Raw genomic sequence first — 26,324 nt, forward strand, 5'->3', positions numbered from 1 at the left:
CCGCTCAAAAAAGCCGGTTCAGACCGTCATATGCCGCAACCCGGTAGGCTTCGGCCATGGTCGGGTAGTTGAACGTGGTATTGACGAAATACTTGAGAGTATTGGCCTCACCCGGCTGGTTCATGATCGCCTGACCGATGTGCACGATCTCCGACGCCTGGTCGCCGAAGCAGTGTACGCCGAGGATCTGCAGGGTTTCGCGATGGAACAGGATCTTCAGCATGCCCACCGGCTCGTTGGAGATCTGCGCGCGAGCCATGCTCTTGAAGAACGCCTTGCCCACTTCGTACGGCACTTTGGCCTGAGTCAGATCGTGTTCGTTCTGGCCGATCGAGCTGATTTCCGGAATGGTGTAGATGCCGGTCGGCACGTCATTGACGAAACGCCAGGTGCCATTGTCCACCGCCTTGCCGGAAGCCGAGCGGCCCTGGTCATAGGCGGCACTGGCCAGGCTTGGCCAGCCGATCACGTCACCGGCACCGTAAATGTTCGACACGCTGGTGCGGTATTCGTCGTCGACTTCGATCTGGCCGCGACCGTTGGCTTTGATGCCGACGTTTTCCAGACCCAGCTTGTCGGTGTTGCCGGTACGGCCGTTGCACCACAGCAAGGCGTCGGCCTTGACCTTCTTGCCCGACTTCAGGTGCAGGATCACGCCGTTTTCCAGACCTTCGACGCGCTCGTATTCCTCGTTATGGCGAACCATGACGTTGTTATTGCTGAAGTGGTAGCTCAGGCCCTGGGAGATTTCCGCATCGAGGAAGCTCAGCAACTGGTCGCGGTTGTCGATCAGCTCGACGTCCACCCCCAGACCGCTAAAGATCGACGCATATTCGCAGCCGATGACGCCCGCACCGTAGATGATCAGCTTGCGCGGCGTGTGGTTGAGGCTGAGGATGGTGTCGCTGTCGTAGATACGCTTGTGGTTGAAGTCGATATCGGCCGGGCGATAAGGACGCGAACCGGTGGCGATGATGATCTGGTTGGCAACCAGTCTTTCCACCACGCCGGTGTTGCAGACTACATCGACGGTGCGCTCGTCGGAGAAGCTGCCGGTTCCGAAGAATACGTCGACACGGTTACGCGCGTAGTAGCCGGTGCGCGACGCTACCTGCTTGGCGATGACTTTCTCGGCGTTTTTCAGTACATCCGGGAACGAGAACCAGCGCGGCTCGCCAATGGCCCGGAACATCGGGTTGGTGTTGAACTGAATGATCTGCTTGACCGAGTGACGCAGTGCCTTGGACGGGATCGTGCCCAGGTGCGTGCAGTTGCCGCCGACCTGGCGACGGCTGTCGACCATGGCTACCTTGCGCCCAGCCTTGGCGGCGTTCATTGCCGCGCCTTCTCCCGCTGGGCCGGAACCCAGTACCACTACGTCGTAGTTGTAGACAGCCATGCGTACTCCTTAGAACAGGCCGAGCCGCCACGCTGGCGTCTCCGGCTGGATCACGCCGCGCCGGCGGCATGAAGAATCGAAATTCGCGGCGCAGTCTAATCGCCCGGCGGCGTTGCGAACATTAACCCTTGGTCGCGTCGCCGACCGATTGCGCCTGCGCTACGGGCATCGGACGGCACGACGCCGACAAATGCCGAATTGCTGCGGATGATAAATCCGTTGGCGTTACTAATCATGAAAAAAGCTGCGATTTTGTATGTTTCTGCGTATCGGCACGCTTTTTACGACCATAAATAGCCAACTTTTCTCTCAAATACCGGATCGACCGGTGCAACGTCTGCTCAGACGAACCTTTTCCCCGCGACATCACACCGCATTGTTTTCCCTTGCACCGGTCTGGGGCACGGGCGAACGGCGGCCCGATTTAATTGCCATTCGCCACTTTTACACATATCGTTACAAATCTGTGGGATTTGAGGCCAAGCTCGAATCGCGCAGGAGAGGACGCATAAATACAACGGATCCCCCAGCTAGACGCATTAAGTGAGTATTTCCAAATGGCCTCGAACACGGGCAAAGGCAAGGCGATATTTCGCGTTGTCAGCGGCAACTTCCTTGAAATGTTTGACTTCATGGTCTACGGCTTTTATGCCACGGCCATTGCCAAAGCATTCTTCCCTGCCGACAGTGAATTCGCATCGCTGATGCTTTCGCTGGCGACCTTCGGCGCCGGCTTCCTGATGCGTCCATTGGGCGCGATCTTCCTCGGCGCCTATATCGACCACCACGGTCGTAAAAAGGGTCTGATCATCACCCTGGCCCTGATGGCCATGGGTACGCTGCTGATCGCCTTCGTACCGGGCTATGCAACCCTGGGTGTCGCGGCGCCGTTGCTGGTACTGATCGGACGCCTGCTGCAAGGCTTCTCGGCCGGCGTGGAACTGGGCGGCGTGTCGGTCTACCTGGCCGAAATCTCCACCCCGGGCCGTAAAGGCTTCTTCGTCAGCTGGCAGTCCGCCAGCCAGCAAGCGGCAGTGGTTTTCGCCGGCCTGCTGGGCGTTGGTCTGAACCACTGGCTGACCCCGGAAGACATGAGCCAGTGGGGCTGGCGCGTGCCGTTCCTGGTCGGTTGCATGATCGTTCCGGCCATCTTCATCATCCGTCGCTCGCTGGAAGAAACCCCTGAGTTCGAAGCCCGCGCACGCAAGCATCGCCCGTCCATCGGCGAAGTGATGAAGTCGATCGGTTCCAACTTCGGCCTGGTAGTTGCCGGTATGGCGCTGGTGGTCATGACCACCGTGTCGTTCTACCTGATCACGGCCTACACCCCGACCTTCGGCAAGAACGAACTGCACCTGTCCGACCTGGACAGCCTGCTGGTGACCGTCTGCGTGGGTATCTCGAACTTCATCTGGCTGCCGGTGATGGGTGCGGTGTCGGACAAGATCGGCCGCAAGCCGCTGCTGCTGGCAGCGACCATTCTTGCCATCATCACCGCCTACCCGGCGCTGTCCTGGCTGACCTCCAACCCGAGCTTCGGCAACCTGCTGATGGTCGAGTTGTGGCTGTCGTTCCTGTACGGTTCGTACAACGGCGCGATGGTGGTGTCCCTGACCGAGATCATGCCGGTCGAAGTCCGCACCACGGGCTTCTCGCTGGCCTATAGCCTGGCGACCGCGACCTTCGGCGGCTTTACCCCGGCGGCCTGTACCTACCTGATCCACGAGCTGAACAACAAGGCGGCTCCAGGCATCTGGCTGAGCGGCGCTGCCGTGCTGGGCCTGATCGCCACGCTGGTGCTGTTCCGCAAAGGCTCGCACGGCGTTCAAGGCGCTGCCACGGCCTAAACGCAGCCTCAAGCGGTAAGCTTCAAGCCGCGAGTAAAAGCAAAGCAAAACGCCCCGACTGATTCGGGGCGTTTTTGTTTGTGCTTGTTTTGCGCCTGATACATGACCGTGGAAGGGAGCCAACTGCCTTAAACGTCAGACCCGGCAATATCGCGCTGACTGACACACCCTATCGCGAGCAAGCGAAGGCCTACAGGTTTGGCGACAATCCACAAAACTTGTGGCTGACAGCGATCCTGTGGGAGGGAGCTCTGCTCGCGATGGCGTTCTGCCGGTTGATGCGAGGTGGCTGGACGAATGTTTTCGCGAGCAAGCTCACTCCTACAGGATCGAAGTCGCCACACACCCTGCACCTGATGCATGACCGTGGGAGGGAGCTCTGCTCGCGAAGCCGTTCTGCCGGTTGATGCGAGGTGGCTGAACGAATGCTTTCGCGGGCAAGCGCGCTCCTACAGGATTGACGGCGTCGGTGAAGTCGCTGCCGCCGGCAAGCCGGACTGCTGCGGGATCGAAGCCGCCACACACCCTGTGCCTGGCGCACGACCGTGGGAGCGAATTCATTCGCGAGAGGCCGGTTCATGCGATGCATACCTGCTGGATGCACAAGAGCATCGCGAATGAATTCGCTCCCACAGCACTAGAAAGGCATGAATCGCCCAAACGAAAACGCCCCGAACCAGTCGGGGCGTTTTTGCTTCAGCGTGCAGCTTGTCGCTTGAGACTTGCCGCTGCCGTCAACTTACTTCGGGAATGCAGGCGGGTTTACACCGGCCATGTCTTCCATCACGCGGACAACCTGGCAGCTGTAACCGAATTCGTTGTCGTACCAGACATACAGCACAACGCGGTTGTCGTTGCAGATGGTCGCTTCGGCATCGACGACACCCGCGTGACGCGAGCCGACGAAGTCGGTGGAAACCACTTCCTGCGAGCTGACGAAGTCGATCTGCTTGTGCAGGTCGGAATACAGCGCCATGTGACGCAGGTATTCGTTGACTTCTTCGCGGTTGGTGGCGGTACCCAGGTTCAGGTTGAGGATCGCCATCGACACGTTCGGCGTTGGTACGCGGATCGCGTTGCCGGTCAGCTTGCCAGCCAGCTCAGGCAGGGCCTTGGCAGCAGCGGTGGCCGCACCGGTTTCGGTGATGACCATGTTCAGCGCGGCACTGCGACCACGGCGCGAGCCTTTGTGGAAGTTGTCGATCAGGTTCTGGTCGTTGGTGTACGAGTGAACGGTTTCGACGTGGCCGTTGACGATGCCGAACTTGTCGTTGATGGCTTTCAGCACCGGCACGATGGCGTTGGTGGTGCAGGACGCCGCGGAAACGATCTTGTCGTCAGCGGTAATGTCCTGGTGGTTGATACCGTGAACGATGTTCTTCAGCTTGCCTTTGCCCGGAGCGGTCAGCACGACGCGGTCAACGCCGGCACACTGCAGGTGCTGGCCCAAGCCGTCGGCATCACGCCACACACCGGTGTTGTCCACCAGCAGGGCGTTCTGGATGCCGTACTGGGTGTAGTCCACCTCGGTCGGGCTCTTGGCGTAGATCACCTGAATCAGGTTGCCGTTGGCAGTGATGGTGTTGTTGGCTTCGTCGATGGTGATGGTGCCGTCGAACGGGCCGTGCACCGAGTCACGACGCAGCAGGCTGGCGCGCTTGACCAGGTCGTTTTCCGAACCCTTGCGCACAACGATGGCGCGCAGGCGCAGGCCGTCGCCACCGCCGGTCTTTTCGATCAGGATGCGCGCCAGCAGGCGGCCGATGCGACCGAAACCATACAGAACCACGTCGGTGCCTTTACGGGCGCCGGTGTTCTGCTTGCCGACCACGTCGGCCATTTCTTCACGGACGAACTGCTCGGCAGTGCGACCATTGCTTTCGGCCTTGTACTTGACCGCCAGCTTGCCCAGGTCGACCGAAGCGGCGCCCAGTTTGAGCTCGCTCATGGCTTTGATGAGCGGGAAAGTTTCGTGTACGGACAATTCACAGGCATCGGCCTGGCGATGACGAGCAAAGCGGTGAGCTTTGAGAATCGCGATGACTGAACGATTGATCAGGCTGCGGCCATAGATCGAACTCACCACATTGTTGTTGCGGTAGAGCTGACCGATAAGCGGGATCATCGCCTCGGCGAGGGCTTCACGGTCGATCCATTCACCAAGACACTGGTCGGGCTTCTGAGTCACGGGAACCTTCCACATGTAGGGGCTGAAAAAAGGGACTACATTATGCCCAAGCCTTTGTTTATGAGCAATCCGGAGTTTTTGCCTCACCCGGCACTACATAATTTGGCTGAGCACAAAACTGACAGCGCAATCGGTCTTTAGTTACAATCCCCGGCTTTGCCGCAACGCCTGGAGTCTTACCTTCCGTGCCCGTTCTGCGCCTGCCGATTCTTCCTGCCGCTACCGGCAAACAACATTGGGGCAACCTGCCCGGTGCCGCTCAAAGCCTGGCGATTGCCGAGGCTGCCAGCGCCGCGAAACGCTTCACCCTGCTTTTGACCGCCGACAGCCAGAGTGCCGAGCGGCTGGAGCAGGAATTGAAGTTTTTCGCCCCGTCGCTGCCGGTACTGCATTTCCCTGACTGGGAAACCCTGCCCTACGACCTGTTCTCGCCGCATCAGGACATCATCTCCCAGCGCATCGCCAGCCTGTACCGCCTGCCGGAACTGGAACACGGCGTGCTGGTGGTGCCGATCACCACGGCCCTGCACCGTCTGGCACCGACCAAGTTCCTGCTCGGCAGCAGCCTGGTGCTGGACGTCGGCCAGAAACTCGACGTCGAGCAGATGCGCACGCGCCTGGAAGCCAGCGGTTATCGCTACGTCGACACGGTCTACGAGCACGGCGAATTCACCGTTCGCGGCGCGCTGATCGACCTGTTCCCGATGGGCAGCAAGCTGCCTTACCGGATCGACCTGTTCGACGACGAAATCGAAACCCTGCGCACCTTCGAGCCGGAAACCCAGCGCTCCATCGACAAGGTCGATTCGGTGCGCCTGCTGCCGGCCAAGGAATTCCCGCTGCAGAAAGAAGCCGTGGTGCGTTTCAAGGCGCGCTTTCGCGAGCGCTTCGATGTCGATTTCCGCCGCAGCCCGATTTTCCAGGACCTCAACAGCGGCATCACCCCCGCCGGCATCGAGTACTACATCCCGCTGTTCTTCGAGGAAACCTCGACGCTGTTCGACTACCTGCCCCAGGACACCCAGGTGTTTTCCCTGCCGGGCATCGAGCAGGCCGCCGAAACCTTCTGGAAGGACGTGCGCAACCGTTATGAAGAACGCCGTGTCGATCCCGACCGTCCATTGCTGCCGCCGGACGAACTGTTCCTGCCGGTGGAAGACTGCTTTGCCCGCCTGAAAAGCTGGCCGCGCATCGTCGCCAGCCAGGACGACGTCGAGACCGGCGTCGGTCGCGAGCGTTTCCCGGCCCGCGCTCTGCCTGACCTTGCCATCGAAGCCAAGGCCAGCCAGCCACTGGCGGCACTGTCGGCGTTTCTCGACGAATTCCCCGGCCGCGTGCTGTTCACCGCCGAATCCGCCGGCCGCCGCGAAGTGCTGCTGGAACTGCTCGACCGCCTGAAGCTGCGGCCGAAGACCCTCGACAGCTGGCAGGACTTCGTCGACAGCAAGGAGCGGCTGGCGATCACCATCGCGCCGCTGGACGAAGGCCTGGCACTGGAGCAACCAGCGCTGGCGCTGATCGCTGAAAGCCCGTTGTTCGGTCAGCGCGTGATGCAGCGCCGCCGCCGCGAGAAACGCGCCGACGGCCATGCCAACGACGCGGTGATCAAGAACCTCGCCGAACTGCGCGAAGGTGCGCCGGTGGTGCACATCGACCACGGTGTCGGGCGCTATCTGGGGCTGGCCACCCTTGAGGTGGAAAACCAGGTCGCCGAGTTCCTCATGCTTGCCTACGCCGACGAGGCCAAGCTGTACGTGCCGGTGGCCAACCTGCACCTGATCGCCCGCTACACCGGCAGCGATGACGAGCTGGCGCCGCTGCACCGCCTCGGCTCGGAAGCCTGGCAGAAAGCCAAGCGCAAGGCCGCCGAACAGGTCCGCGACGTTGCCGCCGAACTGCTCGACATCTATGCCCGTCGCGCCGCCCGCGAAGGTTACGCCTTCGCCGATCCGAAGCTGGACTACGAGACCTTCAGCGCCGGCTTCCCGTTCGAGGAAACCCCGGACCAGCAGACCACCATCGAGGCGGTGCGCGCCGACATGCTCGCGCCCAAGCCGATGGACCGACTGGTCTGCGGCGACGTCGGTTTCGGCAAGACCGAGGTGGCGATGCGCGCCGCCTTCATTGCCGTACACGGCGGCAAGCAGGTGGCGATTCTGGTGCCAACCACCCTGCTCGCCCAGCAGCACTACAACAGTTTCCGCGACCGTTTCGCCGACTGGCCGGTGAAGGTCGAGGTGATGAGCCGCTTCAAGTCGACCAAGGAAGTCAACGCCGCGGTCGCTGAGCTGGCCGAAGGCAAGATCGACATCGTCATCGGCACCCACAAACTGCTGCAGGACGACGTCAAGATCAAGAACCTGGGGCTGGTGATCATCGACGAGGAGCACCGTTTCGGTGTGCGTCAGAAAGAACAGCTCAAGGCGCTGCGCAGCGAGGTCGACATCCTCACCCTCACCGCCACGCCGATCCCGCGCACCCTGAACATGGCCGTGGCCGGCATGCGCGATCTGTCGATCATCGCCACGCCGCCGGCACGCCGCCTGTCGGTGCGCACCTTCGTCATGGAGCAGAACAAGCCGACGGTCAAGGAGGCGCTGCTGCGCGAGCTGTTGCGCGGCGGGCAGGTCTACTACCTGCACAACGACGTGAAGACCATCGAGAAATGCGCCGCCGACCTGGCCGAACTGGTGCCCGAGGCGCGCATCGGCATCGGCCATGGGCAGATGAACGAACGCGATCTCGAACAGGTGATGAGCGACTTCTACCATAAGCGCTTCAACGTGCTGATCGCCTCGACCATCATCGAGACCGGCATTGACGTGCCGAGCGCCAACACCATCATCATCGAGCGCGCCGACAAGTTCGGTCTGGCCCAGCTGCACCAGTTGCGCGGCCGGGTCGGGCGCAGTCACCACCAGGCTTATGCCTACCTGCTGACGCCGCCACGCAAGCAGATCACTCCGGATGCAGAAAAGCGTCTGGAAGCCATCGCCAACACCCAGGACCTCGGTGCCGGCTTCGTGCTGGCGACCAACGACCTGGAAATCCGCGGCGCCGGCGAGCTGCTCGGCGAAGGCCAGAGCGGGCAGATTCAGGCGGTCGGTTTCACCCTTTACATGGAAATGCTCGAACGCGCGGTGAAGTCGATCCGCAAGGGCGAGCAGCCGAACCTGGAGCAGCCGCTGGGTGGCGGTCCGGAAATCAACCTGCGAGTGCCGGGGCTGATTCCCGAAGACTACCTGCCGGACGTCCACGCGCGGCTGATCCTCTACAAACGCATCGCCAACGCCGCCGACGAGGACGGCCTGAAAGACCTGCAGGTGGAGATGATCGACCGCTTCGGCCTGCTGCCGGAGCCGACCAAGAATCTGGTGCGCATGACCTCGCTCAAACTCAAGGCCGAGGAATTGGGGATCAAAAAGGTCGATGCGGGTCCGCAGGGTGGACGAATCGAATTCGGCGCCAATACTCCAGTAGATCCGCTGGCGCTGATCAAGCTGATTCAGGGGCAACCCAAACGCTACAAATTCGAAGGCGCCACGCTGTTCAAGTTCATGGTGCCTATGGAGCGTCCGGAAGAACGTTTCAATACGCTGGAAGCGCTGTTCGAGCGCCTGACCCCGCAGCCCCCGAAAAAATCGGCTTAAGGAATGTACATGCGTCTGCTTCACTCGCTCACCCTGCTGCTGGTGCTGATTGCCCCTGCGGCCTTTGCCGATGGCGCCTATCAGGTGGAACTGATCCTGTTCCGCCAGAACGGCGAGCCGGCGGCAACCAACCAGCCGGCGCCGGAAGACTGGGCCGCCGGGGCGCAGAAGCTGGGTGCGGATAACCAGAGTTCGACGGCGCTGGACAGCCTGGTGGACAAGTTGCAGAGCAGCGAGGGCTACAAAGTGCTGCTGCACCGCGCCTGGCAGCAGACGCTGGGCGAGACACCGACCAAGGTGGCGATCAGCAGCGGACAGGAGCAGTTCGGCCATTACCCGATCGAAGGCACGGTCAGTCTGGGTCTGGCCCGTTTCACCGATATCGACGCCAGTTTCTGGGTCAACCAGCTCGACGACCATGGCGTGCTGGTCACCAGCGAGCGCATGCGCCAGACCACTCGCGTCAGAAACGGCGAACTGACCTACATGGACAACGGAAGTCTGGCCATGTTGATCAAGGTTTCCCCTCTCCAAGCACCGCGTTGACGTAGGGCAAGACGTGTCATCCCTATTGGAAAAAGCCCTGGCCCTGCCATGGGAACCGCTATTCAAGGCGCAGAGTGTCGAGCGCGGGCTTGAGTACGCCCGGCAGAAACGTGTGATGCTGGAGCACCTCAGCGCCGAGCTGGTGCGCACGATATGTCGCGGCTCGGCCGAAGAACGCTATGTGCAGACCCTGCAATTCAAGGACCCCGAGCGCACGCGCAATTTCGTGGTCGGCAAATGCACCTGCCCGGTCCGCAACAACTGCAAGCATTGCGCGGCTGCACTGTTCTTTTTGCAGGACCCGGATAACAGGTCCGGCATCCTCGCCGCCGTCGACCGGCAGACTGCGCCGCGCACCAAGGTCGAAGAGAAACCGGCGCTGCCGGAACGCCTTATCGACAACGTCCCGCCGCGGCCACGGTTGATCCTCGCCAGTTTCGAGTTCAGCGCCTACGAGCCACGCAACGGCAAGATGCAGCGCCACGTCCAGCACCGCGCCGCGCTGGCGTTCGGTTACGACGAGTTCTACACCTCGGGCATTCCCGGTCCCGGCCGTTCCGGCGACATCGTCCGTCATCTGAGCGACGAAACCCTGCGCCTGCGCCGCCAGCTGGACAAGGAAGCGCCTTACCGCAAACAGTTGCAGGACATCGGTTTTCGCATCGCCACCCGCCAGAGCAAGGCCCTGCCCGACAGTGCCGGCGAGATGTTCGAACTGCCCAACGACAAGGCCTGGCTGAGTTTCATGCTCGACGACCTGCCGCTGTTGCGCGAACAGGGCTGGCAGATCGAGATGAACGACGACTTCGGCTTCGACGTGACGCCGGTCGACGATTGGTACGCCGTGGTCGAAGAAGAACCCGAGCGCGACTGGTTCGACCTGGAGTTGGGCATCATCGTCAACGGCGAACGCCTGAGCCTGCTGCCGATTCTGATCAACCTGCTGCGCACCCACCCGGAACTGATGAGCCTGGCCGGCATTGCCCGGCGCCGCGACGACGAGCAGTTGCTGGTGCAGCTCAACCACTTCACCCAGCGCGGCGGCGGCCCGATTCAGGTGGCCCTGCCCTACGGCCGTCTGAAAACCGTGCTGGCGACCCTCGGCGAGTTTTACTGGCGGGAAGAAGGCAACGACGCCATTCGCCTGAACAACGCCGATGCCGCGCGCCTCAAGCAACTGGATGACATGCCGCTGGTGTGGCAAGGCGGTGACCGCCTGCGCCTGTTCTCCGAGAGGCTGGTGAACATTCGCAGCGCCAAGGCCAAGGCGCCGAAAGGCCTGAACGCCAAGTTGCGCCCCTATCAGCTCGAAGGCGTGAGCTGGATGCAGGCCCTGCGCGAGCTGGAAGTCGGCGGCGTGCTGGCCGACGACATGGGCCTGGGCAAGACCCTGCAGACCCTGGCGCACCTGCTGCTGGAAAAACAGGCCGGGCGGCTGGATCGCCCGGCCCTGGCGGTGATGCCGACCAGCCTGATCCCCAACTGGCTGGACGAGGCGAAACATTTCACTCCGCAACTGAACGTGCTGGCGCTGTACGGCGCCAACCGTCATTCGGACTACGACAACCTGCAGGATTACGACCTGATCCTGACCACCTACGCCCTGCTGCCCCGGGACGTGGATCTGCTCAGCAAGCAGTTGCTGCATGTGCTGGTGCTCGACGAAGCGCAGTACATCAAGAATCCCACCAGCAAGGCGGCCCAGGCGGCGCGTCAGCTTAACGCCCGGCAGCGTCTGTGCCTGAGCGGCACGCCGCTGGAAAACCACCTCGGCGAGCTGTGGTCGCTGTTCCATTTCCTGATGCCTGGCTGGCTCGGCGACGCCAAGCAGTTCGCCGCCAACTACCGCACGCCCATCGAGAAGTTCGGCAACGAAACCCGCCTGGAACACCTCAACGCGCGGATCAAGCCGTTTCTGCTGCGCCGTACCAAGGAACAGGTGGCGACCGAGCTGCCGCCCAAGACCGAGATCATCCATTGGGTCGAGCTCAACGACGCCCAGCGCGACGTGTACGAAACCATGCGCCTGGCGATGGACAAGAAGGTGCGCGATGAGATCACCCGCAAGGGCGTGGCGCGCAGCCAGATCATCATCCTTGAAGCGCTGCTCAAGCTGAGGCAGGTCTGCTGCGACCTGCGTCTGGTCAACAGCACGCCGCTCGGCAGCCGCCACTCCAGTTCGGCCAAGCTGGAAAGCCTGATGGAGATGATCGAGGAGCTGCTGACGGAGAATCGCAAGATTCTGCTGTTTTCCCAGTTCACGTCGATGCTGGAACTGATTCAGGTCGAGCTGGAGCAACGCGGCATCGAATATGCGTTGTTGACCGGGCGCACCAAGGACCGGCGCACCCCGGTGCAGGACTTCCAGAGCGGCAAGCGTTCGATCTTCCTGATCAGCCTGAAAGCCGGCGGCACCGGCCTGAACCTGACTGCCGCCGATACGGTGATTCACTACGACCCGTGGTGGAACCCGGCAGCCGAAAACCAGGCCACCGACCGCGCCTACCGCATCGGCCAGGAGAAGCCGGTGTTCGTCTACAAGCTGATTGCCCGTGGCACGGTGGAAGAGAAGATCCAGCACTTGCAGCAAGAAAAGACCGCGCTGGCCTCCGGCGTGCTCGACGGCCGCACGGCGGGCGACTGGAAGCTGCAGGACGAAGACATCGAAGCGCTGTTCGCACCCCTGCCGCCGCAGCCCAAGCGGGGTAAGCGTTAAAGCCGGCTTCGGATCAAGCAACATCCCTGTGGGAGGGAGCCCTGCTCGCGAAGGCGTCAGGTCAGTCACTGCAATGTTGATTGATCTGACGCCTTCGCGAGCAGGGCTCCCTCCCACAGGGATTGGTGTTTGCTTCAACCATCCGATGATCGTTGTAGGAGCTGGCTTGCCCTGCGACCGGCGGGGAACCCGTCGTAAAATCGGCGAATGAGGTCTACCTGACACACCGCACTTACCGGATTTACGACGACTCCGTCGCCGGTCGCAGGACAAGCCAGCTCCTACACGGGTACGCAATCCTCGGCCCACTGCACGTAACACACCACCACTGGCATCTCATGCTCGGCGCAGAAATCCAGCCAGCGCAGTTGGTTGTCTTGCAGGCGATCGCCCGGGCCTTTGACTTCAATCATCCGGTAAGCCTGCTGCTCTGGATAGAACTGGATCAGGTCGGGCATGCCGCTGCGGTTGGCCTTGATGTCCTGCAACAGCCGGCGGAACCAGCGCTGCAGATGCTGCGCCGGCAGGCAGTGCAACGCCTGCTCCAGCAACTCCGGGGTCAAGGCGCCCCAGAACACGAACGGCGATTGCAGGCCGAACTTGCTGACGTAGTGCTCGCGGATCAGCGCCTGATAGCTGCCGTCTTCCAGCCGCGCCAGGCACTCATCGAACTTTGCCGCGCGGCGCTGGTAAAAATCCGGGCTGTACAGATCGCTTGGCGCGCTGTGGAACGGATGAAAGAACGCCCCCGGCAACGGCGCGAAAATCGCCGGCCAGCACAGCAGGCCGAACAGCGAATTGATCAGCGCATTTTCGACGTAATGCACCTCGCCACCCTCTTCGCTCAGGTGCAGTTGAATCAATTGCTCGACGCTGTGATCAGGCAACGGCACCACGCTCAAATCCAGACGGCTGACCGCAGGCTTGACCTTGCGCCGCTGCGCCGGCCCGCCCAGTTTGCGCAGCAGGCGGGGCTGGATACGCAACAGGTGCTGACGTTCTTCGTCGTTTTCCGGCGCCGCTTGCGCCTGTTGCAACAAGTCCAGGGCCTCAGCGAAGCGCTCTTCACGCTCCAGCACGCGAATCCGTCGCACCCGCGCGCCGGGATACAGGGAGTCGGCATAGACCTGCAATGCCAGTGTCAAAGCGTGTTCACGCTCGGCCTGATAACCGATCTGAAACAGCAGTTTGGCCCGACGCATGGCCAGCCACGGGTTGTCAGTCTCGATAGCCAGCGCCTGCGCCGCCAGTTCGTGCAGATCCACACCGGCCTCCAGCGCCTGACGGCAGTCATGCAGCCGTAGGCAGGTGTCGATGTCGGCACGCTGGGTGATGCCTCGGGATTCGACGGAAAACTCGACCTTTTCGTAGCGATAGATACCCAGATCGGCCAGCACGAATTCCGACCACTCCTGGTACAGATTGCCGAAATACAACAACCGCAGGCGGTCGCACAGCGGCATGACCTGCAGGGCAAACACCGTTTCATCCAGCCCGGCAAACCACTCCTTCAGCGGCTGTGATTCGGGATACAGCGGCAACAAACGCTCCAGCAGGTCGGCCTTTTTCTCCGCACCTTTGACCCCGTGGGCCTTGAAGCACAGGCTCAGTTCATCCTTGCGCAACAGGCCAAACAGGGTCGACAGATCCAGCATCGGCTGCGCATCGACCCACGTCAGCGCCAGCAGCGGTAATACCGCCTCGCGCACCTCGCCGATTTCCGCGTAATCCAGTTTGCTGGCGCGAAACAGCGTGCCCTTGCGCATGACCATGCGCACCAGCAGCGCCTGGGCCGATTGCGGCAGCGCGGCGAAATCGTGGATGAAACGACGCTCTTCGTCGTCGAGCAGATCGTCGTAGCGCTGGGCAATCCAGCCCAGCACCTGGCGAAAGTTCTCCAGGTAATAAAACGGGTTGTCGAGGGGCGAAGTGCTCACACTGAGGTCACGTAACGGCTGTCAGAAGGCCACAAGAATACTGGCTATTTGTACAGATTCCAGCCTCTGTCGGCAGTTCGTTGCCGATTGACTGATCAACGGTGCTGTCATCGCAGGCTAAAATCGGACTTCGTTTGTGTCAGGACATTCACCATGCCACCGCGCATCTACCTTGCCGGCTTCGATGTGTTTCGCGCCGATGCCATCGAACACGGCCGTTATCTCAAGGCGCTGTGCGAACGCCATGGCCTGCACGGCCTCTACCCGTTCGACAACGAAGTGCCGCAGGGCCTGCCACCTGCGCAGACCGCGTTGATGATCTGCAACGCCAACATGGCGATGATCCGCGATTGCGATGCCGTGCTGGCCAACCTCAACCCGTTTCGCGGCGCCGAACCGGATTCAGGGACGGCGTTCGAATTCGGCATGGCGGTGGCGCTGGGCAAGCCGGTGTGGGCGTATTTCACCGACAGCGGCACGTTGCGCGAACAGATTGCCCACAACGAAGCGGGCTTCGATGCCGAAGGCTTTCAGGTGGAGGATTTCGGCTTGCCGAGGAATCTGATGCTGGCGTGTACGTGGGTGGGGTACAGCGAGACGGTGGAGAGCGCGGTGGAGATGCTGGCGGGATTTCTGAAAACCAGTAAATCAACCATGCATCGATAACCTGTGGGAGCCGGCTTGCTGGCGAATGCGCCAGGTCAGGCACAGTAGCGTTGAATGACACACCCCATTCGCCAGCAAGCCGGCTCCAACAATTGCACTCAACTCAGCGTCGACGAGCCGATATCCAGCTTGTCCGAATCGGAGAACTCGTCCAGGCCCAGGTCGCTGAGGTCGAGCTCGCCCGCCTGATCCTCTTCGTCAGCGTCCGAATCGTTCAACGGCGACTGGTCACCGCCGAAATGGTGGTCTTCATCCTGCAGCCAAAAGGCGGGCTGCTTGATCTGTTGCAGGTCTGGCTGTGCATGCATCGTACTGATCCCTCTCACTGAAAAAATCCGGCCTTCAGGCTAACCCACCACGGCACACAATGGCATCGCTCAGGTCCAGCTTAAAAACGCGCCGCCGTTGTCGCGCAACATTTGCACCATGGCATGGGCCGCCGGCGACAGGTAACCCTCGCGGCGCAACATCACGCAGATGGTCCGCGCCATGGTGGTACCTTGCAGCGGCACCTCCCGCAAATCTTGCATGTTCTTGCCAAATTCCAGGGTTTCCCGGGCAATGAAACTGAGCAGGCTGGTCTGGGCGATCAGCCGAGGCAGCAGGGAAATCGAGTTGGCCTCGATCTGCACCACCGGCAGCGGCAACTGATGACGGGCGAAGGCTTCGTCCACCCAGATGCGCGACGACACGCCCTGCGGCGGCAGCACCCAGCGATAGCGACACAAATCGCTCATCTGGAACGGCGCCTTGAAGATCGGGTGATTGCGGCTGGCGATGACCACCGCCTCGTCGGTCAGCACCGGGTGCGCGGTGAACTCCTCTTCTTCGCTGCGCTGGGCGCAGATGATCATGTCCAGATGCCCGGAACGCAGCTGTTCGCGGAGCATGTCGTCCTGACCGATCACCAGTTTCAGGGTCAGCTCCGGGGCCCGCTTGAGCAAAGCGTTGGTCAGTTCCGGCAGCAGGTATTCGGCCATGGTCGCGGCGCAGCCCAGGCGGATTTCACCGACCGCGCCACTGGCGAAATCGCGGACCTCGCGTTGGGTCTGGGCGATGCTCTGCTGCAACATCTTGCCCCGCGCCTGCAACAATTCGCCCACCGGCGTCAGCTTGATCCGCCGACCGTCGCGCTGGAACAGCTTGGTGCCGAATGACTCTTCCAGACGCTGGATGCTCTTGGTCAGTGCTGGCTGGCTGCGGTTGAGCTTTTCCGCCGCACGGCCCAGATGGCCAAGCTCGGCGATGGTCTCGAAGTAGGTCAGGTCACGCAGGTCCATATATCAACCAAAGTTATCAATTCATGACTATTAGAAAATAGACTTGATCGATTGCGCTGTCGATACTGTGCGGCATTGGACGAACCCCCTGCCAGGAACCCGCCAATGCTTTGGAGATCCTCGTTGTCGCGCCCCTCATCGTTTTCCCTTGAAACCCTGCACCCGCTGTTGCAATGGCTGCTGCTTGTCCTCCTCGCCGGCAGTGCCGGCCAACTGTTCAAATACTTCCACGTCCCTGCTGCGCTGTTCCTCGGCCCCATGCTGGTGGCGATCGGTTTCGGCGTGTCCGGCGCCTCGATCCGCCTGAACAAGCACGTGTTCCGCCTCGGTCAGGGCAGCGTCGGCGTGCTGGTGGCCCATTCGATGACCATGGGCGTGCTGCTCACCGCCATGCAGTCGTGGCATGTGATGGTGTTCGCCACGCTGCTGACCGTGGCCCTCAGCGCGCTGGTCGGCATCGGCATGGCGCGCTGGGGCGGGATTCAGAGCAGCACGGCGGCGTGGGGCACCTCGCCCGGTGCGGCGTCGGCGATGGTGGCGATGTCCGAAGACTACGGCGCCGACTCGCGGGTGGTGGCGACCATGCAATATGTGCGGGTGGTCTGCGTGGTGATGGTCGGTGCGCTGGTCAGCCGCCTGATTGGCGTCGATGGCGGCGGCACTGACAGTCACAGCAACGACGCGCTGCTGCACGGGGTAAACCTGCTCAACCTCGGCCTGAGCCTGCTGGTGATCGTGGTCGGCGTGACCCTCGGCTCGCGTCTGCCGGCCGGCGCCCTGCTGGTGCCGCTGCTGCTGGGCGGTGCCCTGCAGCTGAGCGGCGTGCTGCAGATCGTCATGCCCAGCTGGCTGCTGGCGATTGCCTACGGCGCCATCGGCAGTTACATCGGCCTGCGCTTCGACCGGGTGACCATCCAGTATGTGTGGCGGCGCCTGCCCGCCATGATCCTCGGCGCGCTGCTGCTGATCGTGCTCTGCGCGATCTCGGCTTGGCTGATCGCCGAGTGGATGGGCAAGGATTTCCTCTCGGTGTACCTGGCCACCAGCCCCGGCGGCCTGGATGCCATGGCGATCATCGCCATCGACACCCACTCCGATGTCGGCTTCGTGCTGGCGATGCAGACCCTGCGCCTGTTCGGCGTGATCGTCACCGGCGCGTATATTGCCCGGCAGGTGATTCGGGTGACGCAGAAGCTGGCGTGATGTTGATTCTGTAGGAGTGAGCTTGCTCGCGATTGCAATTTGCCTGTACCCAATGCGCCGACTGACAGACCGCAATCGCGAGCAAGCTCACTCCTACACTGCCCTTGGAATTTTCCACCTCATCACACCCTCCAACGCTTCACAGGCTCTGTGAGGCATCCACCATGGCCACGCTGAAAATCGGCACCTTCAACATCAACGGCATCCGCGCGCGGCTGCCGATCCTGCTGCAATGGCTGGAGGCCGAGGCGCCGGATGTGGTTTGTCTGCAAGAGTTGAAAGCCGCCGACACCGCCTTCCCCGCCGATGACATCCGCAACGCCGGTTATGGGGTGATCTGGCACGGTCAGTCGTCGTGGAACGGCGTGGCGATTCTGTCGAAGGGCAGCGAGCCGCTGGAGATCCGCCGCGGGTTGCCCGGCAATGAAAAAGACAGCCACAGCCGTTATCTGGAGGCGGCGGTGCAAGGCATCATCGTCGGCTGTCTGTACCTGCCCAACGGCAACCCGCAGCCGGGGCCGAAGTTCGAGTACAAGCTGGCCTGGTTCGAGCACCTGATCCGTCACGCCAAAACGCTGTTCGACAGCGGCCACCCGGTGCTGCTGGCCGGCGATTACAACGTGGTGCCGACCGACGACGACATCTACAACACCCGCTCATGGCTCAAGGACGCCCTGCTCCAACCGGAAAGCCGAGATGCTTACCAGCGCCTGCTGAAACAGGGCTGGACCGATGCCCTGCGCAAGCAGTTTCCCGATGAGCGGATTTACACGTTCTGGGATTACTTCCGCAATCACTGGAAGACCAACTCGGGGCTGCGCATCGACCATTTGCTGCTGAGCAAGGATCTCGCGCCGCGCTTGAAAAATGCGGGGGTGGACAGCTGGGTCCGCGACCTGCCCCACGCCAGCGACCATGCGCCGACGTGGGTGGAGTTGAAGGTTTGACTGAACCGATGCTGCCCCGATGACAACGCCGATCTATGTGGGAGGGATCCGAGGTCACGAGGGTCGCGAAAGCGCGTGGCAGCGCGGGTTTCTCTGTGGGAGCGAATTCATTCGCGATGCGGCATTCCTGACGACAGTTAGGCATCGGCTGGAATGCCCTCTCGCGAATGAATTCGCTCCCACAATTTTGTATCTAGCGCTTCAGCCTCTCGCCAGCGCCGTCGCCAGGCTGTACGCCAGCGGCAACACTGGCAACAGCGTCGCCTGATAGGCGTGGTACAGGTCCGGCTTGCCCGGCCAGATATCGGCGCTCGGCTGGTTCTGCGGGTTCAGCTCGTGGCGCCAGCTGCCACGCTCACGGTCGATGAACAGGGTTTCGTTGAATTCCCAGAAGGTGCGATACCAGCTTTCGTACTGTTGCTCGCCGGTGCGCTGCAGCAAGGCGGCGGCGGCCGCAGCGGCTTCGGCGTGGGTCCAGTGCAGGCGATGGCGCACCACCGGGCGGTTTTCCCAGTCGAGGGTGTAGACGATACCCGGCGCACCATCGACATCCCAGCCATAACGGCAAGCGTTTTCAAACAACCCGCGGGCGTCGTCCAGTAGCCACGACGGCGTTTTCAGCCCCGCCGCCTGCCGCGCCGCTTCCAGGTGCAGCACCAACCGTGACCACTCGAACGCGTGGCCCGGCGTGGTGCCGTACGGGCGGAACTCATCGCCCGGACGCTCGACGTTGTAATCCGGCAGGGGTTGCCATTCGGCGCTGAAATGCTCGATCACCTGATGATTGTTGCCGGCGGCATGCTGATGAATGACCCGTTCGACAATCCGCAGTGCCCGCTCCAGCCACTGCGCATCGCCGGTGACATCGGCCAGGGCGAGGAAGGTTTCGGTGCTGTGCATGTTGCTGTTGGCGCCGCGATAGCCTTCTTCCTGGCTCCAGTCGCGGGCGAACGACTCGCGCACCGTGCCTTCTTCTTCGCTCCAGAAATGCTGGCTGATGATGTGGATCGCCTGCTCCAGCAGCGCCTTGGCGCCGGGGCGTTGCGCTGCCACGGCGGAACTCGCGGCCAGAGCAACGAAAGCGTGCAAGTAGGCGGCCTTGCCGGTGTTTTTAGTGTGCTCCAGCGGGCGATCGAACCAGCCGCCGTGTTCGGCATCGCGCAGCGGCCCGGCCAGCGCGGCAACGCCGTGGTCGACCAGTTCGGCAAAGCCGGGCATGCCGCTGATATGGGCCATGGCGAAACTGTGGGTCATGCGCGCGGTGATCAGGGTTTCGGCGATGGCATCGGCGCCCAGTCGTCCGTCGTCATCGAGGGCGGCGAAGCCCTGGGGCACCTTCGATGCCTTGGCAAAGGCCAGCAGGCGCGTGCCCTCCTCGGCCAGCCAGGCCTTGTGTACCGGGGAGCGCAGCCAGCTGCTGAAGCCGCGATTCAGATCATCCATAGCCTTCACCTTTCTTGTCGGCAGGTTTCGCCCCGCCAGGAATTATGGGTCGGGGCGAATCATGCAACTCGGGGGAAGGTGCAGGCAAGAGAGGGAGGTGAAACCTTTTAGCAGTGAGTGACCACAATGATTACGGCCATGCCTGAACCTGTGGGAGCCGGCTTGCTGGCGAAAGCGTCAGGTCAGACACAGTAGCGTTGAATGACACACCGCATTCGCCAGCAAGCCGGCTCCCACACCGTCAAACATATACGCGGAATCTGTAGCGCATCGGCATGGAATCTCCCACAGGGTACAGATCACACGCGGAAGCGCGCCACGATCTGGTTCAGCTCACCGGCCAGGCGCGACAGTTCGTTGCTCGACGCGCTGATCTGGTTGGCGCCGGACGACGATTGCAGCGACAGGTCGCGGATATTGACGATGTTGCGGTCCACTTCCCGGGCCACTTGCGCCTGTTCCTCCGCCGCGCTGGCGATCACCAGATTGCGCTCGGAAATCTCGTTGATCGACGCGGTGATGCGGCTCAGCGACTCACCGGCACCCTGTGCCAGCTCCAGGGTTTCACTGGCGCGGGAACGGCTGACCAGCATCGACTCCAGCGCTTCGCTGGAACCGTTGCGCATGGTCGAGACCATCTTGTCGATTTCCAGGGTCGATTGCTGAGTGCGGTGGGCCAGCGCGCGAACTTCGTCAGCGACCACGGCAAACCCGCGTCCCGACTCACCGGCACGGGCGGCTTCGATGGCGGCATTGAGCGCCAGCAGGTTGGTCTGCTCGGCGATGGAGCGGATCACGTCGAGCACCTTGCCGATGTCCTGAGACTGCTCGGCGAGGTTCTGCACCAGTTCCGAGGTGTGCTGCACGTTACCGGACAGGGTCTGGATCGAACTGACGGTCTCGATCACCCGCGCCTGACCATCCCGAGCGGCGCTGTTGGATTCACTGGACGCTTCGGATGTGGACACCGCGTTACGCGCCACTTCTTCCACCGCCGAGGTCATCTCGTTGACCGCTGTGGCCGCCTGTTCGATCTCGGCGTTCTGTTGATGCAGGCCACGGTGGCTGTCTTCGGTCACCGAGTTCAGCTCGGTGGCGGCCGACGCCAGTTGGCTGGCCGAACTGCCGATCAGGCCCAGGGTGCTGCGCAGGTTGTTCTGCATCTGCTGCAGGGCGTGCAGCAGGCGGGTGACCTCGTCCTTGCCCTCGACACGGATGTCGTGGGTCAGATCGCCCTTGGCCACGTATTCCGCGGCGCCGACCGCCTCTTCCAGCGGCAGGATGATGCTGCGGGTCAGCCACAGGGCGAGGATCACCGTCGCCAGCGCGGCGATCAGCACGAACACCAGCACCACGCTGCGCGACTTGCCGTATTGCGCTTCGGCGGCAACGCCTTCGGCTTCGACCTGGCGAGAGTAGTAATCGGCCAGATCGCCCAGTTGCGCGCCGGAGTTGTCCACGGCGGTTTTCATGTCCACCAGCAACAGGGTGTTGAGTGCCTTGAGATCACCACTGGCGGCCAGCACGAACGACTGCGCCAGACCGCGCTGATAGTCGCCCAACGTTGCGCGGAATTTGTCGTAGAGGATTTTTTCTTCCGGAGTGTCGATGAACTTGTCCAGGCCGTTGAGCTTGTCGCCGAGCACTTTGGCCCGCGCGTCCATCTGCCCCTTGTACACGGCGACGTTGTTCGGATCGGGGTCCAGGGCCATGCGCAGAGAGATCGTACGAATGCGCAGCATGGCTTCGCGAATGTCGTTGACCAGGCGCATGCTCGGCACCCAGTTGCTTTCGACCGCCACTTCACTCTGGCGGATGGTGGACATCTGGCTGAGAGCAAACCAGCCGAGCAGGGCAACAAGCAGGGAAATCAAGGTAAACCCAAGGCCCGCGCGGCGGGCGATGGTCAAATTGCGTAGGTTCATGACCGTTGGCTCGTTATTTTTTGATGGCAGTTGTCGCATAAGTCGTCGTACGACTACCGCTTATCGACGCCTCCCGCCGCTTCTTGAGGGCTCGAACCATGAAGAATGCGAACGGTCGTTCGAAGAAACATCGAACCTGAGGCAGACAAGCGGTCTAGACCTAAGAAGTCATTTCTGCGAGCGAAAACGGAGGCCACGCCATGCATCTGGAAGGTTCCTGCCATTGCGGCGCGGTGGAGTTCAGCCTGACCAGCGCCCACCCCTACCCTTACCAACGCTGCTATTGCTCGATCTGCCGCAAGACCCAGGGCGGGGGCGGCTACTCGATCAACCTCGGCGGCGAGGCGAAAAGCCTCAAGGTCAAAGGCAAGAGCAGCATCGCCATCTACCACGCCAAGTTGCGTGATGAAGAACACCACCACGTCCACACCAGCACTGCCGAGCGGCATTTCTGCAAGCGCTGCGGCAGTGGTCTGTGGCTGTTCAGCCCGGAATGGCCGGACCTGATCCACCCGTTCGCCTCGGCCATCGACACCCCGTTGCCGATGCCACCGGAACATACACACCTGCTGCTGGACTCCAAGGCGTCGTGGGTCGAGGTCGAGGCTGGGCCGAAGGATCAGCAGTTCGAGCAATACCCCGAAGAGTCGATTGCCGACTGGCATGAGCGGTTGGGGTTGGTGCGGTGAGTGTTGCCGTCACGACCGTAAATCTTGTCCTGACGACACTTCTGGTGCGGCGATAATTTTGTGGGAGGGAGCCCTGCTCGCGAAGGCGTCAGGTCAGTCACTACAGCGGTGTCTGGAATGACGTCTTCGCGAGCAGGGCTCCCTCCCACCGGTACACGGCTCATATCCCGTCACGCGCTGCCCCCGACAAATTCTCTGAACCTCTCCCACCCCCGGCGACTCCCAACAGAAAGCCTGTGAGGAAGTTGCTATGTCTGTCCATCGAGTCGCCAGCTTGGGCGATCTTCGTCGCGATCGTGGCATTCAGGTTGAAGTCGGCGAACACAAGATCCTGCTGTTGCGCCATGGCGATGAGGTTCGCGCCTATCAGGCCGAATGTCCCCATGCCGGTGCGCCGCTAGCCGATGGCGCGGTGTGCAATGGCCACCTGATTTGCCCGTGGCACAAGGCCGAATTCGCCGTCGACGACGGCCGCCTGTGCGAGCCACCGGCGCTGGATGCGCTGGTGCGTTATCCCGTGAACGTCGTCGGCGACCAGATCGAAATCGACGACCAGCCCTGCGAACCGCCTCCGCAGGTGATCGGCAAAGACAAACGTTGCTTCGTCGTGGTCGGCGCTGGAGCCGCTGGCACGGCCGCCGCCTGTGCCCTGCGTGAAAAGGGCTTCAATGGCCGTCTGCTGCTGGTCGACCGCGAAGCGGCGGCAGGTTATGACCGCACTGTGTTGAGCAAATTTGTCCTGTCTGCCGAGATGCTCCCCGACGACACGCCGCCGCTGCGCGATGACGAGTTCTATGTTCGCCAGCGCATCGAGCGGATTCAGGGCGAAGTGATGAAACTCGACGCCCTCAACCAACGCCTGATCCTCGCCGATGGCCGCCGCTTCAGCTATGACGCCGCGCTGATCGCCAGCGGCGGCGAGCCGCGCGGCCTGCCGGTGATCGGTGCCGACCTGCCACAGGTGCTGAGCCTGCGCAGCCTAGATGATGCGAAACGGATCATCGCCGCCGGAAAGCCCGGTGATCACGCCTTGATCGTCGGCGACAGTTTCATCGGTCTGGAAGCCGCCTCGGCGCTGCGCCAGCACGGGCTGAACGTGACCCTGATCGCCCGCCATGAAACCCCGCTTGCTGCCCAACTGGGCGAACGCATCGGCAAAGCGGTGCGCGCCCTGCATGAGCAGCACGGCGTGCTGATCCGTACTCATGTCGAGATCAGCCACTTCGAAGGCGACGACGATCAGGGTGCGCAGCGCTTGCGCACCGTCGTGCTGAGTAACGGCGAGCGGCTGAACGTCGACCTGGCGGTGATCGGCATCGGCGTGAATCCCGCCACTCACTTCATCGACGGCGTGCCCCGCGAGCCCGACGGCTCATTGCGCGTCGATGGCGGCATGCAGGCGGGCAAACAGCTGTGGGCTGCCGGCGATATCGCCACTTTTCCCCTGCACGACCAGCCGCTGCGCATCGAACACTGGCGCCTGGCCCAGCAACAGGCCCGCATCGCCGCCAGCAACATGCTCGGTAACCAGCAACACTACAACGACGTGCCCTACTTCTGGACCCAGCATTTCGACAAGAGCCTGGACTACCTCGGCCACGCACAGGCGTGGGACGATATCGTCTATCTCGGCGAGCCGGAGTCGTTCGATTTTCTCGCGCTGATCTGCATGGACGGCGCCGTGGCCGCGGTGGTGGCGTGCAGTCGCGAACGTGAAGTGGCGATGCTCGCCGAGCGGATGAAACAGCCGCTGTTCAAGGATGAGGCGTTGATGTTGATCGAGCGCATGGGCCTATAGCTTCAGCAAAAACACTGTCGCCACCGACACTGCAGGCACCGAAACACTGTGGGAGGCTCCGAAACACTGTGGGAGCGAATTCATTCGCGATGGACTCTTTCAGGCGATAAATCTCTATCGTCGGAACCGGCCTCTCGCGAATGAATTCACTCCCACATTTCCAGCATTCACAAGCGGTTGAATCAACTGCGCGTCGCCATCTGCTGCCGACGGCAACGACGACCACAGCGGCGCGGACTTTCCGCTTCGACCGCCTTCTCGACCTTCATCCACCACGCCTCGCCCCGGCTCGGGTAATCCAGGTAGAACGGCTGGCCCATTTCCGGCGTGGTGATGGAAATGCTGCGGTCCCAGGCCAGCGCCAGAATGCGGTCGAAGGGTTCGTGCCAGGCGTGCATCGCCAGGTCGAAGGTGCCGTTGTGGATCGGCAGCAGCCACTTGCCGCGCAAGTCAATGTGCGCCTGCAGAGTTTGCTCCGGCTGCATGTGTACGTCCGGCCACTCGACGTTGTAGGCACCGGTTTCCATCAGGGTCAGGTCGAACGGCCCGTATTGCGCGCCGATCAGCTTGAAGCCGTCGTGGTAACCGGTGTCGCCGCTGAAGAAGATCCGCCGCTCGCCGTCGATCATCACCCACGAAGCCCACAGCGTGCGGTTGCCATCACGCAGCGTGCGCCCGGAAAAGTGCTGCGCCGGGGTGGCAACAAAGCGGATGCCGTGAATTTCAGTGGATTCCCACCAATTCAGTTGCTGCACCTTGTGCGCCGGCACGCCCCATTCGATCAGGGTGTCGCCTACGCCCAGCGGCGCGATGAAATGCTCGGCCTTGTCCTTGAGCACTTGAATGGTCATGTGATCGAGGTGGTCGTAATGGTTGTGCGACAGGATCACCGCCTTGAGCGGCGGCAATTCTTCCAGGCTGATCGGCGGCTGATGGAAGCGCTGCGGACCGGCCCATTGCACTGGCGAAGCACGCTCGGCGAACACCGGGTCAGTAAGGAAATACTGGTTGCGCAGTTTCAGCAGCACCGTCGAATGGCCCAGGCGATACACCGTGTTGTCTGGCGCAGCCAACAGTTGCTGACGGGACAGCGGCTGCACCGGGATCTCCCCCAGCGGCCGGGTGTGCCGAGGCTTGTTGAGCATCGCGTTCCAGAAAATGCGTAGCGTCTTCAAAAAGCCCGAGCGCTGCATCGGCTTGTGGTTGAAATAACGGCCCTCGCGGCGGGAAAGAACAGGCAACGAGGAAGCGTTATCGAGGTTTTTTTCGATCGAGGCCATGAGGTGCTGACTCCATGAAACGGGTGGAGGTTTCTGCAACGGCGGACGCATTGCAGAATGTTGCAAACGACGGGAAGAAGTAAGCGGGAAGTTGTAACAGCGCTTTACACTACACAGTGTAGTTTCAAGCTTGCACGATCCGCAAAGAGAAGTAAACTGCTCGGTGTAATTTTCTTGCCCGTCCACCTTTAGAAGCGATGCCATGACTGCCCCCCTGCGCCTGACCGACCGAAAACGCGAATCCATTGTCCAGGCGGCGATTGCCGAGTTTCGCGACAACGGTTTCGAGGTCACCAGCATGGACCGCATCGCCGCCCGCGCCGAAGTCTCCAAGCGCACGGTGTACAACCACTTCCCGAGCAAGGAAGAACTTTTCGCCGAGATGCTCCAGCGCCTGTGGGCCAGCGCCGACTCGCAACCCTACCCGGCCTATCGCGCTGACGTGTCGTTGCGCGAGCAACTGCGCGAACTGCTCGACAGCAAGATGAAAACCCTTGCCAACAGCAGCTTTCTCGACCTGGCGCGGGTGGCCATCGGCGCCACGATTCACTCTCCGGAACGGGCCCAGACCTGGGTCAGCCGACTGAGCGAGCGCGAAGAAACCTTCACCACCTGGATCCGCAGCGCCCAGCAGGACGGCCGGATCAAGGCCGTCGAGCCGGGCTTTGCCGCCTCGCAGATTCACGCGCTGCTCAAGGCGTTCGCCTTCTGGCCGCAAGTGACGCTCAACGAGCCACTGCTGACCCCGGAAAAACAGGCCACGGTGGTGGAATCGGCGCTGGACCTGTTCCTGGGCTGGTAGGAAATCCA

The 26,324-nt window shown here is 62.0% G+C and carries 17 protein-coding genes and 2 pseudogenes; 10 read left to right on the forward strand and 9 right to left on the reverse strand.

All coding sequences use genetic code 11. The features are described from left to right. Positions 1-4: 4 nt before the first annotated feature. Complete coding sequence (gene sthA / locus ACIPL0_RS11180) at positions 5-1,399, reverse strand: Si-specific NAD(P)(+) transhydrogenase (RefSeq protein WP_400600029.1); 1,395 nt, start codon at positions 1,397-1,399, stop codon at positions 5-7. Positions 1,400-1,956: 557 nt separating this feature from the next. Here sthA and ACIPL0_RS11185 point away from each other — a divergent pair. Then, positions 1,957-3,246, forward strand: coding sequence for an MFS transporter (locus tag ACIPL0_RS11185; protein WP_400600030.1), 1,290 nt, complete (start codon positions 1,957-1,959; stop codon positions 3,244-3,246). 739 nt (positions 3,247-3,985) lie between these two features. On the opposite strand, the gene ACIPL0_RS11190 is transcribed toward ACIPL0_RS11185, so the two are convergent. Next, entirely contained in the window at positions 3,986-5,449 is a 1,464-nt protein-coding gene (locus ACIPL0_RS11190) for a glyceraldehyde-3-phosphate dehydrogenase (RefSeq protein ID WP_400600032.1), read from the reverse strand. 170 nt (positions 5,450-5,619) lie between these two features. Here ACIPL0_RS11190 and mfd point away from each other — a divergent pair, with 170 nt between their 5' ends. From mfd to ACIPL0_RS11205, 3 genes and pseudogenes are all read left to right on the forward strand, one after another. Then, entirely contained in the window at positions 5,620-9,084 is a 3,465-nt protein-coding gene (gene mfd / locus ACIPL0_RS11195; RefSeq protein ID WP_400600034.1) for a transcription-repair coupling factor, read from the forward strand. 9 nt (positions 9,085-9,093) lie between these two features. Next, the gene (locus ACIPL0_RS11200) at positions 9,094-9,630 is read left to right on the forward strand and encodes a CsiV family protein (protein ID WP_400600036.1); all 537 of its coding nucleotides are present in this window, start codon (positions 9,094-9,096) and stop codon (positions 9,628-9,630) included. Between the two features lie 580 nt (positions 9,631-10,210). Continuing rightward, positions 10,211-12,346: pseudogene (locus ACIPL0_RS11205) on the forward strand (DEAD/DEAH box helicase); the annotation flags it as partial. A gap of 281 nt (positions 12,347-12,627) precedes the next feature. Here ACIPL0_RS11205 and ACIPL0_RS11210 read toward each other — a convergent pair. Continuing rightward, positions 12,628-14,283, reverse strand: coding sequence for a VRR-NUC domain-containing protein (locus tag ACIPL0_RS11210; RefSeq protein ID WP_400600038.1), 1,656 nt, complete (start codon positions 14,281-14,283; stop codon positions 12,628-12,630). Between the two features lie 153 nt (positions 14,284-14,436). On the opposite strand from ACIPL0_RS11210, the gene ACIPL0_RS11215 reads away from it, so the two are divergent. Then, positions 14,437-14,949, forward strand: coding sequence for a nucleoside 2-deoxyribosyltransferase (locus ACIPL0_RS11215; protein WP_400600040.1), 513 nt, complete (start codon positions 14,437-14,439; stop codon positions 14,947-14,949). Positions 14,950-15,047: 98 nt separating this feature from the next. Here the strand turns inward: ACIPL0_RS11215 and ACIPL0_RS11220 are convergent, their stop codons facing one another. After that, entirely contained in the window at positions 15,048-15,257 is a 210-nt protein-coding gene (locus tag ACIPL0_RS11220) for a hypothetical protein (protein ID WP_400600042.1), read from the reverse strand. A gap of 69 nt (positions 15,258-15,326) precedes the next feature. Beyond that, positions 15,327-16,229, reverse strand: a complete 903-nt coding sequence (locus tag ACIPL0_RS11225; RefSeq protein WP_400600044.1) for a LysR substrate-binding domain-containing protein — start codon at positions 16,227-16,229, stop codon at positions 15,327-15,329. Positions 16,230-16,352: 123 nt separating this feature from the next. On the opposite strand from ACIPL0_RS11225, the gene ACIPL0_RS11230 reads away from it, so the two are divergent. Then, positions 16,353-17,432, forward strand: coding sequence for an AbrB family transcriptional regulator (locus tag ACIPL0_RS11230; protein ID WP_400600237.1), 1,080 nt, complete (start codon positions 16,353-16,355; stop codon positions 17,430-17,432). 164 nt (positions 17,433-17,596) lie between these two features. Further along, positions 17,597-18,379: an exodeoxyribonuclease III gene (locus ACIPL0_RS11235; RefSeq protein ID WP_400600046.1), complete on the forward strand. Its 783-nt coding sequence runs from the start codon at positions 17,597-17,599 to the stop codon at positions 18,377-18,379. A gap of 201 nt (positions 18,380-18,580) precedes the next feature. Here ACIPL0_RS11235 and ACIPL0_RS11240 read toward each other — a convergent pair whose 3' ends face one another. From ACIPL0_RS11240 to ACIPL0_RS11250, 3 genes and pseudogenes are all read right to left on the reverse strand, one after another. Further along, the gene (locus ACIPL0_RS11240) at positions 18,581-19,822 is read right to left on the reverse strand and encodes an AGE family epimerase/isomerase (RefSeq protein ID WP_400600048.1); all 1,242 of its coding nucleotides are present in this window, start codon (positions 19,820-19,822) and stop codon (positions 18,581-18,583) included. A gap of 299 nt (positions 19,823-20,121) precedes the next feature. Then, positions 20,122-20,985 carry a methyl-accepting chemotaxis protein gene (locus ACIPL0_RS11245; RefSeq protein ID WP_400600239.1) on the reverse strand — a complete coding sequence of 288 codons (864 nt, stop codon included), beginning with the start codon at positions 20,983-20,985 and terminating at the stop codon, positions 20,122-20,124. Further along, positions 20,980-21,786: pseudogene (locus ACIPL0_RS11250) on the reverse strand (MCP four helix bundle domain-containing protein); the annotation flags it as partial. The pseudogene ACIPL0_RS11250 and the gene ACIPL0_RS11245, both read right to left, overlap by 6 nt. Before the next feature lie 161 nt (positions 21,787-21,947). Between ACIPL0_RS11250 and ACIPL0_RS11255 the strand changes: the two are divergent. Continuing rightward, entirely contained in the window at positions 21,948-22,436 is a 489-nt protein-coding gene (locus tag ACIPL0_RS11255; RefSeq protein WP_400600050.1) for a GFA family protein, read from the forward strand. Positions 22,437-22,686: 250 nt separating this feature from the next. Next, a complete protein-coding gene (locus ACIPL0_RS11260) occupies positions 22,687-24,234 on the forward strand; it encodes an FAD-dependent oxidoreductase (protein ID WP_400600052.1) in 1,548 nt (515 codons plus the stop codon). A gap of 182 nt (positions 24,235-24,416) precedes the next feature. Here ACIPL0_RS11260 and ACIPL0_RS11265 read toward each other — a convergent pair whose 3' ends face one another. Further along, positions 24,417-25,514, reverse strand: coding sequence for an MBL fold metallo-hydrolase (locus ACIPL0_RS11265; protein WP_400600054.1), 1,098 nt, complete (start codon positions 25,512-25,514; stop codon positions 24,417-24,419). Positions 25,515-25,716: 202 nt separating this feature from the next. Between ACIPL0_RS11265 and ACIPL0_RS11270 the strand changes: the two genes are divergently transcribed. Then, positions 25,717-26,316 (forward strand): TetR/AcrR family transcriptional regulator, encoded by a 600-nt coding sequence (locus tag ACIPL0_RS11270; protein WP_400731533.1) that lies wholly within the window; start codon positions 25,717-25,719, stop codon positions 26,314-26,316. The last annotated feature ends 8 nt before the right edge of the window (positions 26,317-26,324 follow it).

Source organism: Pseudomonas sp. NPDC090208, from assembly GCF_044746785.1.
Taxonomy (GTDB): Bacteria; Pseudomonadota; Gammaproteobacteria; order Pseudomonadales; family Pseudomonadaceae; genus Aquipseudomonas.

Excerpts from the sequence above, each read along its gene's own strand:
- sthA (WP_400600029.1), bottom strand. The coding sequence starts at position 1,399 with ATGGCTGTCTACAACTACGACGTAGTGGTACTGGGTTCCGGCCCAGCG.
- ACIPL0_RS11185 (WP_400600030.1), top strand. The coding sequence starts at position 1,957 with ATGGCCTCGAACACGGGCAAAGGCAAGGCGATATTTCGCGTTGTCAGC.
- ACIPL0_RS11190 (WP_400600032.1), bottom strand. The coding sequence starts at position 5,449 with ATGTGGAAGGTTCCCGTGACTCAGAAGCCCGACCAGTGTCTTGGTGAA.
- ACIPL0_RS11200 (WP_400600036.1), top strand. The coding sequence starts at position 9,094 with ATGCGTCTGCTTCACTCGCTCACCCTGCTGCTGGTGCTGATTGCCCCT.
- ACIPL0_RS11215 (WP_400600040.1), top strand. The coding sequence starts at position 14,437 with ATGCCACCGCGCATCTACCTTGCCGGCTTCGATGTGTTTCGCGCCGAT.
- ACIPL0_RS11220 (WP_400600042.1), bottom strand. The coding sequence starts at position 15,257 with ATGCATGCACAGCCAGACCTGCAACAGATCAAGCAGCCCGCCTTTTGG.
- ACIPL0_RS11225 (WP_400600044.1), bottom strand. The coding sequence starts at position 16,229 with ATGGACCTGCGTGACCTGACCTACTTCGAGACCATCGCCGAGCTTGGC.
- ACIPL0_RS11235 (WP_400600046.1), top strand. The coding sequence starts at position 17,597 with ATGGCCACGCTGAAAATCGGCACCTTCAACATCAACGGCATCCGCGCG.
- ACIPL0_RS11240 (WP_400600048.1), bottom strand. The coding sequence starts at position 19,822 with ATGGATGATCTGAATCGCGGCTTCAGCAGCTGGCTGCGCTCCCCGGTA.
- ACIPL0_RS11245 (WP_400600239.1), bottom strand. The coding sequence starts at position 20,985 with ATGCAGAACAACCTGCGCAGCACCCTGGGCCTGATCGGCAGTTCGGCC.
- ACIPL0_RS11255 (WP_400600050.1), top strand. The coding sequence starts at position 21,948 with ATGCATCTGGAAGGTTCCTGCCATTGCGGCGCGGTGGAGTTCAGCCTG.
- ACIPL0_RS11260 (WP_400600052.1), top strand. The coding sequence starts at position 22,687 with ATGTCTGTCCATCGAGTCGCCAGCTTGGGCGATCTTCGTCGCGATCGT.
- ACIPL0_RS11265 (WP_400600054.1), bottom strand. The coding sequence starts at position 25,514 with ATGGCCTCGATCGAAAAAAACCTCGATAACGCTTCCTCGTTGCCTGTT.
- ACIPL0_RS11270 (WP_400731533.1), top strand. The coding sequence starts at position 25,717 with ATGACTGCCCCCCTGCGCCTGACCGACCGAAAACGCGAATCCATTGTC.